The sequence below is a fragment of the Actinomyces sp. oral taxon 849 str. F0330 genome (genome assembly GCF_000239715.1).
In the GTDB taxonomy this organism is placed as follows: Bacteria; Actinomycetota; Actinomycetes; order Actinomycetales; family Actinomycetaceae; genus Actinomyces; species Actinomyces johnsonii.
This window is the reverse complement of record NZ_JH470363.1, coordinates 1-9,696: the sequence shown is the minus strand read 5'-3', so window position 1 is coordinate 9,696 and position 9,696 is coordinate 1. Positions and strand designations below refer to the sequence as shown.

General features: G+C 69.7%; 7 protein-coding genes. 1 reads left to right on the top strand and 6 read right to left on the bottom strand.

What is annotated here, in order from left to right:
• The 3 genes from HMPREF0975_RS13585 to HMPREF0975_RS13575 all read right to left on the bottom strand — a co-directional run.
• Window positions 1-1,548 (bottom strand): LutB/LldF family L-lactate oxidation iron-sulfur protein (locus tag HMPREF0975_RS13585; protein WP_009234785.1); only part of this gene is annotated, 1,548 nt, incomplete at its 3' end.
• Window positions 1,545-2,375: a (Fe-S)-binding protein gene (locus HMPREF0975_RS13580; protein WP_009234784.1), complete on the bottom strand. Its 831-nt coding sequence runs from the start codon at window positions 2,373-2,375 to the stop codon at window positions 1,545-1,547. The genes HMPREF0975_RS13585 and HMPREF0975_RS13580, both read right to left, overlap by 4 nt.
• Before the next feature lie 475 nt (window positions 2,376-2,850).
• Complete coding sequence (locus HMPREF0975_RS13575; RefSeq protein WP_009234783.1) at window positions 2,851-3,531, bottom strand: GAP family protein; 681 nt, start codon at window positions 3,529-3,531, stop codon at window positions 2,851-2,853.
• A gap of 179 nt (window positions 3,532-3,710) precedes the next feature.
• Here HMPREF0975_RS13575 and HMPREF0975_RS13570 point away from each other — a divergent pair, with 179 nt between their 5' ends.
• Complete coding sequence (locus HMPREF0975_RS13570; RefSeq protein WP_009234782.1) at window positions 3,711-4,328, top strand: TetR/AcrR family transcriptional regulator; 618 nt, start codon at window positions 3,711-3,713, stop codon at window positions 4,326-4,328.
• Window positions 4,329-4,584: 256 nt separating this feature from the next.
• Here HMPREF0975_RS13570 and HMPREF0975_RS13565 read toward each other — a convergent pair whose 3' ends face one another.
• From HMPREF0975_RS13565 to HMPREF0975_RS13555, 3 genes are all read right to left on the bottom strand, one after another.
• Window positions 4,585-5,421: an RCC1 domain-containing protein gene (locus tag HMPREF0975_RS13565; RefSeq protein ID WP_009234781.1), complete on the bottom strand. Its 837-nt coding sequence runs from the start codon at window positions 5,419-5,421 to the stop codon at window positions 4,585-4,587.
• Between the two features lie 264 nt (window positions 5,422-5,685).
• Complete coding sequence (locus HMPREF0975_RS13560; RefSeq protein WP_009234780.1) at window positions 5,686-7,362, bottom strand: L-lactate permease; 1,677 nt, start codon at window positions 7,360-7,362, stop codon at window positions 5,686-5,688.
• Between the two features lie 324 nt (window positions 7,363-7,686).
• Window positions 7,687-9,696: heavy metal translocating P-type ATPase (locus HMPREF0975_RS13555; protein ID WP_009234779.1), on the bottom strand; the 2,010-nt coding region annotated here is incomplete at its 5' end.

Here is a 9,696-nt window from a genome sequence, read left to right as displayed (position 1 = left end):
GTCGTGGCCGCGGTCGGCCCTGGAGCCGGCGGCCCCGCTCACCGGGGTCTCGCCATCGGGGTGGGTGCGCCGCCACCACTGGCGGAAGGTTTCCGAGGGCGCCACCGGAAGGTCGCGCGCCCCGGTCCACAGGGAGGCGGGGAAGGGCAGGGCCCCGATCTTGCCGTCCTTGCCGCCCAGCAGCGCCGAGGCCTTGACCGTCTCCGAGGCCGCCGCCCACAGCGAGCTCTTCGACATCACCGGCGCCGAGACGTTCATCGCCACGTCCCACACGTCCGGCACCGCGCGGCGCTTGACGTCCACCGAGCGGGCCCGCAGGTGGATGAGGATCGTGGGGATGTCGATCTTGACCGGGCACACCTCGCCGCAGGCCCCGCACAGGGAAGAGGCGAAGGGCAGGGTGTGGACCGGGTCGTCGTCGGCCAGGCCCTGGGTGAGCTGGGGGGTCAGGATCGAGCCGATCGGGCCGGGGTAGACCGAGCCGTAGGCGTGCCCGCCGGTGTGCTGGTAGACCGGGCAGATGTTCATGCACGACCCGCAGCGGATGCAGGCCAGGGCCTGGCGGCCCACCGGGTCGGCCAGGGTCTTAGTACGCCCGTTGTCCATGAGCACCAGGTGGAACTCCTTGGGGCCATCGCCCTCGGTGACGCCGGTCCACATGGAGGTATAGGGGTTCATGCGCTCGCCGGTCGCCGAGCGCGGCAGGAGCTGGGAGAAGATCTCCACATCCTGGAAACGGGGCACCAGTTTCTCGATGCCCATGAGGGTGATGAGCGTGTCCGGCAGAGTCAGGCACATGCGCCCGTTGCCCTCGGATTCGAAGATGGAGACCGTGCCGGTCTCGGCCACGCCCATATTCGTGCCGGAGACGGCCACGGAGGCGTGCAGGAACTTGTTGCGCAAGTGGGAGCGGGCCGCGGCCGTGAGCTCCTGCGGGTCGTCGGAGAGATCCTCGGGGGCATCGTCCATGCGGTCCAGGAAGATGCCGCGCACCTCGGAGCGGTTGCGGTGGATGGCGGGCACCACGATGTGCGAGGGCATGTCGTCGGCGAGCTGGACGATCATCTCGGCCAGGTCCGTCTCGTGGGCCGTGATGCCCCGGTCGGCCAGGTACTCGTTGAGGTTCGTCTCCTGGGTGGCCATCGACTTGACCTTGACGACGTCGTCGACCCCCTTGGAGGCGATGATGCCGGCGATGATCCGGTTGGCCTCGGCGGCGTCGCGCGCCCAGTGGACGATGCCGCCGCGCGCGGTCACATTGGCCTCGAACTGCTCTAGCAGCTCGGGCAGGCGCGAGGCCACCTCGAACTTGACGGCCTCGGCGGCGTCGCGCAGGTCCTGCCAGTCGGGCATCTCCGCCACGCGCTGGGCGCGCTTGGTGCGGATGGTGCGGGTGGCGTGGCCCAGGTTGCGGCGCATCTGGGTGTTGGCCAGCGTCTTGTGTGCGCCCTCGGGGAAGGTGTGCCCCCACCGCAGCGTGTTCTCGGGCTGCTCGACGTCGGTGCGCCAGCCGCCCGTGTGGGGCATGCCCAGGAATACCTGTGTCATCGTGCCACCGCCTGTGCGTGTTGGGAGTTCTCGGTGTGCTGGACGTGCCTGGGGGCGAAGGAGATGTTGCCCTCGAAGGGCACGTCCTTAGTGGAGGCCAGGATCTCGGCCAGGTGCATGATGCGCACCCCGGAGTTGACGCGCGACAGGCCGCCGCCGATGTGCATGAGGCAGGAGTAGTCGCCGGCGCACAGGACCTCGGCGCGCGTGGACATCACGTTGCTCATCTTGTCGGCGAGCATCGCGGTGGAGGTCTCGGAGTTCTTCATGGAGAAGGTGCCGCCGAAACCGCAGCAGACCTCGGCGTCGGGCAGGTCGATGAGGGTGAGGGCCTCGACGGCCTTGAGGAGGCGGTAGGGGCGGTCGCCCACCTTGGCGATCCGCATCGAGTGGCAGGTGGGGTGGTAGGTGACCGTGTGGGGGAAGTAGGCGCCCACGTCCTCGGTGCCCAGGACGTCGACGAGCAGCTCGGTGAGGTCGTAGGTGTGGGCGGCGATCTGCTCGACCCTCTTGGCCAGTGCCGTGTCGCCCACGTGCTCGGCCACGAGGCCCTGCTCGTGGCGGGCGGCGCCGGTGCACGAGCCCGAGGGGATGACGATGGCGTCCCACTCGCCGTCGAGCACGGGGGAGAAGGTATCCACGTGGTTGCGGGTGATCTTGGCGGCCTGCTTGAAGTAGCCGGTGTTGGCGTGCATCTGGCCGCAGCAGACCTGTCCCTCGGGGAAGCAGACCTGGTGGCCGAGCCGCTCCAGGATGGTGACGGTTGCCTGCGCTGCCTGCGGGAACATGGTGTCCGCAAGACAGGTGGCGAAAAGGGCGATTCGCACGATATGCCTCCACGACGTCGTAGGTGACAGTGTCTTCACGAGGACCGACCCGGACTGCCTGTATAAGGGCGGGGTCTGTTGCGGCCTCGTCTGTGTCTCAGGCTACGGGCCGACGGTGGGGATCATCTGACGACGTTGGTCTCCTGGCCGGTCGGTCTCGTTCTCCGGGGTAGGTTTTCCGGCGAGATGGTGCAGATCTGTGTGCGTCGGGGGTGGGTTGATCAGGGGGTGTTTGCGGCGTGTGGGAGGTAAGTCCTAGACGCGGATTGCGTCATGCATCACTGCCCTTATCCGTGGCGGGTCTCGGGGAGGCTCTGGCGGGAGCGCGGCCGGCGTCGTCGAGAACGTACTTTTGCCGCGAGGACGTACCTTTGCGGCGAGGGCTGCGTTTACCGCCAGAATGCGGGTGCCGGGGAGCAGTCGCCGGTGGGAGATGGCAGTCCTCGGCTCAGAAGTACGTCCCCGATCGGTGCAGCTAACCCAACAGGCCCAGGGCGCCTGCGCTACGCCAGGCGAGGTGGAGACCGAGGATCGCTGCGATCCACAGGAGGGTGACCTTAGCCTCGTACTCCAGCCTGGGGGCTATTCTTGCCAGCTTGGGTAGAAAGCGCTGCCCCAGCGTATCGGCCAGGATGAGCAGGACGAGGGCGGGGGCGATCATGACCAGGCAGTACAGGATCAAGGTGACGATCCGTACCGGCCAACCCTCTGGTGAGGAGGCAATGATCCCGGTCGCCGCGATGTAGGGAACCATGGTGGCGGCTTCGGCGAGCGAGGCTCCCAGTCCCAGAACGACCATCGCCCTGGCCGAGGCGGGAGTGGGCCGGCTTCCCAAAGAGTCTGTTCCGGGTTCGGGCTTGGCCGGGTCAGGGCTGAGGATGCCGAAACCCGCCAGCACCACACCGATGACGAGGGTCGCCCACTGTGCCGTCCCGGTTCGGGCCAGGCGTGCCGCGTTGGAGCTGATGAGGTCGAAGCCGGCCACCAGGGCGATCCCGAGGCCGAGATACACCAGGCACACGGTGGTCAGGTAGATGGCCATCGGCCTGCGGTCCACGCGATGGCTGCGCACGACGAGCGCGATCGGGATGGCCAGTGTGCCCAGGCTGGTGGAGTCCAGCAGGGCGAGTCCTGCGAGTGTGGCGGCGTGTTCCATGGGGCACCTCGCTCGTTGACCGACTGTTGTCGTACGACCGTATGACGATTCTCGTACGATCGTATGGGGGATAGTCTGGTGAGGCAACCGCTATTGAGCGCCCGAGAAGTCGGTGGAAGTAACGATGGTGGAGGGCGCCTGCGAAGGCACGGAGACGGAAAACCACGGAGGGTGGTGTCATGGACCAGGAAACGGACCAGCGATCGGTCCTCTATACCCTGATGTCACCGGCGGCGAGCATGACCGCTGACGCCACCATCGCGATCATCGCCGAGGAGGGCTTCGACCGGGTCAGTGTTCGCAGCGTGGCCGCCCGGCTCGGCGTCGCCCCGGGCACCGTTCAGTACCGCTCGCCGAGCCGGCGAACTCTGCTGACCGACGCCCTCGTCCGCTCCGTCCAGCGCCAGGCTGGCCGTGTGGCCTCTCATGAGGTCGACCCCGCGCAGCCGGAGACTTTGGTGAGGGCTCTTGCCGAGCTTCTGCCGACCGGGGGCGTGCAGCGCGAGGACGCGGCTGCCTGGGTCGCCTTCGGAGCCGCCGCATCCACCAGGCCCTGGCTGGCCGATCCGTACTGGGAGGCGCTCCAGGTCATGCGTACCTGGGTCGAGGGTGTTCTGGCCGACGCTCGGAAGGCCGGTCGTATGCGCGCGGACCTGCCACCCGCCGAGGGAGCGCGCCTGGTGACCGCCGTCGTCAACGGGCTGACCCTCGACCTGCTCAACGCCCCGCCAACGGAGACCGACGAGGTGATCGGCCAGCTGCGCTCGGGGCTGGGCCTGATCCTGCGAGGCCTGTGAGACCTGCGATGCCCGCGAGGACGTCGGCGACTGCGTGAGACGCACGAGACCCAGAGGGAATGTGCAGCTACGCGGCCCACAACTGCGGTAGGGCCGAGCTCAGGATGTCAGTGCCGGCTGGCATGATTGGGGGCGCCTCCCTTCGGCTCCTTCCCCCGGAACACGTGCAGTGTCCTGGCCGGGGAGGAGAGGAGCTGGGAAGGAGGCTCGGCGCCTCACGTAGAACTGCCCGCGACGTCAGTGGACCGTGCCGGGCTCAGGCGAGGGACCAGGCCCCGACCTCGAGCTGTCCGTGGCTGTTGCTGCCGGTGGCGACGACGCCGCCGTCGGTGCGGAGCCCCACGGTGTGGGCCGCGCCCGCCGCAATGGCCACGATGTCGCGCCACCGGCCCACATCGCACTGACCGGCCTCCGACCTGCCTACTGCGACGACGGTCCCATCGGCCCTGAGTCCGACGCTGTGGTGGCTGCCCGCCGCCACGGCGATGATGTCGGTCCAGTGCTCGATCCCGGCCCAGAACTCCGGGCGTCCGGCCGCGCGAACAGCGCCGTTCTCCAGCAGGCCAATGGTGTGGAGGTACCCCGCGGAGACCGCGCGCACTCGGTGCCAGTCGTGCACCTCGCACTGGCCCGCGGCGTTGCTGCCCGCAGCGCAGACGCTTCCGTCGGCACGAATGGCCACCGTGTGCCAGTCGCCGCAGCTGATATCCGTGATCTCGCTCCAGCGGTCGACCTGCCGCTGCCCCTCGGTGTCGCGGCCGGTTGTCACCAGCGTCCCGTCGCCCCGCAGTCCCGTACTGAATCTCCATCCTGCGGCAACGGCGACGACACCATGCCAGTCCTGGACGTTGCACTGACCCTGCGCGTTCCATCCGCATGCCAGAACCGTTCCGTCGCTGCGGAGCCCCAGTGTGTGAGAGCGCCCGGTGTTGCTGGCCGCGTGAACATTGCCGGCCGCCACGGCGACCACGTCCCGCCACTGCGACACACGGCACTCTCCGGCGGAATCTGCTCCGACGGCGACCACTCGACCGTCGGGGAGGCGCCCGACGGTGTGCCTGCGTCCTGCGGCCAGGGGAGCATGAGCTGTCACGGCAGCCTCCTTCGGTCTCATCCCAGCAGAATCACCTTGCTTTCGCCACCGCAGCCGCCGTCGAGAACGTACTTTTGCCGCGAGGACTGCGTTTTCCTGCAGATTGCAGGTGTCGGGGAGCAGTCGCTTGCGGGAGATCGCAGTTCTCGATCGAGACGTACGTCCCCGATCCGACGTCGGAGCCCGAATGCACGCCCGCGCCCCCGGAATCGCGAAGGTTCCGGGGGCGCGGTGCGCAGTAGCGGGGGTGAACGTTCGGCAGCCTCAGATACCCAGCCCCACCTGGGAGGCCAGGAGCACGAGCGCGCCCAGCACCACCAGCAGCCCGATGGAGTAGGGCGCCGCCTTCTTGAGGATCTCGGCGTCCGTGCCGGGGGCGTCCACCGCGGTCGAGGCGATGGCCAGGTTCTGCGGGGAGACGATCTTGCCCAGGCCCCCGCCGATCGTGTTGGCGGCCAGCAGGATCTTCGGGTCGAGCCCGGCCCCTTGGGCGGCGGTGGCCTGCAGGTTGGCGAACAGGGCGCCCGCGCTGGTCGCCGAGCCGGCCACGGCGGTGCCCACCCAGCCCAGGACCGGGGAGAGGAAGGCGTAGGCGGCGCCCGTGGCCGCCAGGGCCGCGCCGATCGCCGAGGTCTGCCCGGAGAAGTTCATGACGTAGGCCAGGGCCATGACGGCCGCGATCGTCAGGATCGCCATGCGCAGCGTGTAGCAGGTCTTGGCCAGGGTGGCCAGGCCCTTGCCCACGCTCATCTCGAACTTGCCGGGCACCGAGCGCGCCGCGTAGACGAGGGTGACGATGATGGCGGTCAGGAAGATCCAGGTGCCCGGGTTGGACAGGGTCTGGAGCGTGTAGATGGCGCTCTTGGCGGGCTCCCCCTTGGAGGTCAGGAGCTGGCCGTAAACCCCGGGCCACTTCATGGGCAGGTCGGTGGCCTTGAAGACCTTGTCGAGGTTGACCCCCAGGGTCCACAGCTTGGTCGCCGCGATGATGACGACCACCAGGATGTAGGGCAGCAGGGCCAGGACGACGCGCTCGCGGTCGGGGGCGTCGTCGGCGGCCACGTGGGAGCGGAACTCTTCGGGTGTCTTGGGACTCCACACCAGCAGGAAGATGTAGGAGGCCGCTAGGCCCAGTAGGGAGGCCAGCACGGCGGTGAGTTCATACGAGATCGAAGGGGTGAAGAAATGGCCCACCCCGGTGGCCAGTCCCGCCACGATGGCCAGCGGCCACAGCTGCTTGACGCCGCGCATCCCGTCGAGGATGAACAGCAGGATCAGCGGGATGAAGGCGCAGAACACCCAGGTCAGGTGCCCCATGGCGGTGGCGACCGTCACCGGGTCCTCACCGCCGAGCTTTCCAGCGGTGGTCGTGGGGATGGCCATGGCGCCGAAGCCCACGTTGATGGCGTTGCCGACCATGACGACGACGGCAGCCTTGAGCTTGGGCAGCCCCAGGGTCGCCACCATGGCGGCGGCGATCGCCACCGGGGCGCCGAAACCCGCCAGCCCCTCGAGCAGACCGCAGAAGGAGAAGGCCACGATGAGGGCCTGAGCGCGCATATCGCCCTTGCCGATCGCATTGAACACGGCCCGCAGGTCCGTCGAACGGCCCGAGACGTCGGTGAGGTTGTAGAGCCACACGGCCGCAATGATGATGTAGACGATCGGGACGAAACCCATGGCCATGCCCTGGGTGGCGCTCATGACCGTCATGCCCACCGGCATGTGGAACAGGGCCACGGCGGTGAGCGCCGCGACCACCAGGGAGATGATCGCGCACCAGTGGGTGGCCACCTTGAACACACCCATGAGGACGAAGAACACCACCAGCGGCAGCAGGCCCACCGCGGCGGTGAGGTAGACGTTGCCGCCCACGGCGGTGGTCGACGGCGTGAAGGCGGCGGGCAGGCCCGCCAAGGCTGACTGGACGGCTGGCGTCATGGCTACTCCACTGTGAGTACTGATGAGGTCGGCCAGGTCGCGGACGGTGCCGGGCAGGCAGCCGCGGTGCTGCTTCCTGGGTACTAAGGCCTAACGATCATGCCACGGACATGGTGACTTGTGCACCATCTGGTGCGGTAGGTTACTGCTTCCGTGCACGCTTCCGGGTGAAAGTGGAGGAGGAGTCGGCCACGACCGACGTCGTCAGAAGAATCCCGGCGCGTTATTGCGTCCGAGGTCGTGCGCTAAATTCCTGTGCTCTGAGGCGTGGGCGGTGCCCGGGCGCTCCGACCCCGGCGGGATCGCGGCGGGCGGAGAGCCGGCTCAGCGCCTGCGGGCCGGGCGGGGAACCAGGCGCGCCGAGTTGAGGATGAAGGCGGATTCGGAGACGACGTGCACGAGCGCCGCGGCCACCGGTCCCAGCAGTCCGAGCCCGGCGGCGATCATGCCGGCGACGTCGACCACGACCGTGCCCGCGAAGTTCACCATGATGATGCTCCGGGCCCGGCGGGCCACCCGCACGGTCTCGACCAGATCGGCCGGGTCGGAGCCCACGAGCACCACGTCCCCGGCCTCGCGGGCCACGTCCGTTCCGGTGCCCATGGCGATGCCGACATCGGCGGCGCTCAGCGCCGGGGCGTCGTTGACGCCGTCGCCCACCATGGCCACGCACCTTCCCTCCCGGCGCCGAGCGCGGATGACCTCTTCTTTGTCAGCAGGCAGGAGCCCGGCGCGCACCTGATCGGGCGCCAGGCCGAGCGCGTGGGCCACGTGGGTCGCGGAGGCGGCCGAGTCGCCGGTGAGCATGAGGACCTCCAGGCCCATGCCGCCCAGGTCTCGCACCGCGCTGGCCGCCCCCTGGCGCAGCCGGTCGGCCAGGGCGATGGTGCCCAGGAGCCGGCCATCTGCCCTGACCTCCACCACCGAGGTGGCCGACGGCGCCTCCGGGTCGGAGGCGGTATCGGAGACGATAGCGGCGTCGTCGGCGGTGTCGGCGGCGCTGGCGGTCTCCTGGACCGCCTGACCCGCTCGGTGCTCCCGCCCCTCCCGGCGCCCCACGGTGATCCAGCGCTCCTTGACGCGGGCGCTCACCCCGGCGCCGGGGGAGTAGATGACGTCGTCGGGCACCGGCACCGTCAGGTCGCGCACGGCGGCCTCGGTGCAGATGGCCCGGCCGATCGGGTGCTCGGAGTTCCACTCCGCCGCGGCCGCCAGGGCCAGGACCTCGTCCTCGCCCGCAGCGGGTGCCGCCGTGGACTCCGCAGTGGACTCCGCCATGGGATCGGCGGTGGGCTCCCCAGCGGGTTGCGCGAGGCTGACGGCGACGACGCGGGGCGCGCCCGCGGTGAGGGTCCCGGTCTTGTCCAGCACCACCGTGTCCACCGCGGAGAGCCTCTCCAGGTGGGTGCCGTCCTTGACAAAAGCCCCGCAGCGGGCAGCCCGGGCGATCGCGGCCAGAACCGCCAGGGGTGTGCCCGCGGCCACCCCGCAGGCCCCGGCCACGATGATCACCGAGATCGTGGCGCGCGCGTCCCGGGTCGCCAGGAAGGTGACGAGGGCCGCCGCCAGCGCCAGGTAGACGATGCGGGCCGCCAGGCGGTCGGCCAGGCGCTGGACCGGCGCTCGCGAGGACTGGGCGCGGCGCACCGCCGCCACGATCCGCCCGTAGGAGGAGTCCTCGCCGACCCGTTCGACCTGAAGTTCCAGGGCTCCGCGCGTGATCGACCCGGCCGGGACCCGGTCTCCCGGCCCGACCTGTACGGGCAGCGACTCCCCGGTGATCCGGGACTGGTCGACGTCGGCCCGGCCGGTGCGCACGACGCCGTCGACCGGCACCCGGCCTCCGGGGCTCAGGGCGATGACCTGTCCCGGGCGCACCTCGTCCAAGGGCACCTCCGAGGTCTCGGTGCCCTGCGGGCCGGTCACCACCCGAGCGGTCTGCGGCAGGAAGGACATGAGGTCGGTCAGGGCGTCACGGCCCCGGTCCATCGACAGATCCTCGAGGACCTCGGCGCACAGGGCGAAAACGGTCACGGCCAGGGCCGTCACCCACTCGCCGATCACGGCGGCGGCCACGATGGCCAGCAGCATCGACAATTCCATGCTCATGCGCCGCTCGCGCAGCTCGCCGGCCGCTTCGACGACGAGCGGCCAGCACCCCACCGCCAGGGCCGCCGTCCCGGCGACGGCCACCAGCCGGCTGGGAGCGCCGGCAGCGCTCGCGGCCCACACGCCCAGGGACGCCAGCCCCACTACCGCGATACGCGCGATGTCGGCCCACTCGATCCGGTCGATGATCCGTTCGCCGGTGGTCGCCCTGTCGCCGCCGGGGCC

Excerpts from the sequence above, each read along its gene's own strand:
- HMPREF0975_RS13575 (WP_009234783.1), bottom strand. The coding sequence starts at position 3,531 with ATGGAACACGCCGCCACACTCGCAGGACTCGCCCTGCTGGACTCCACC.
- HMPREF0975_RS13570 (WP_009234782.1), top strand. The coding sequence starts at position 3,711 with ATGGACCAGGAAACGGACCAGCGATCGGTCCTCTATACCCTGATGTCA.
- HMPREF0975_RS13560 (WP_009234780.1), bottom strand. The coding sequence starts at position 7,362 with ATGACGCCAGCCGTCCAGTCAGCCTTGGCGGGCCTGCCCGCCGCCTTC.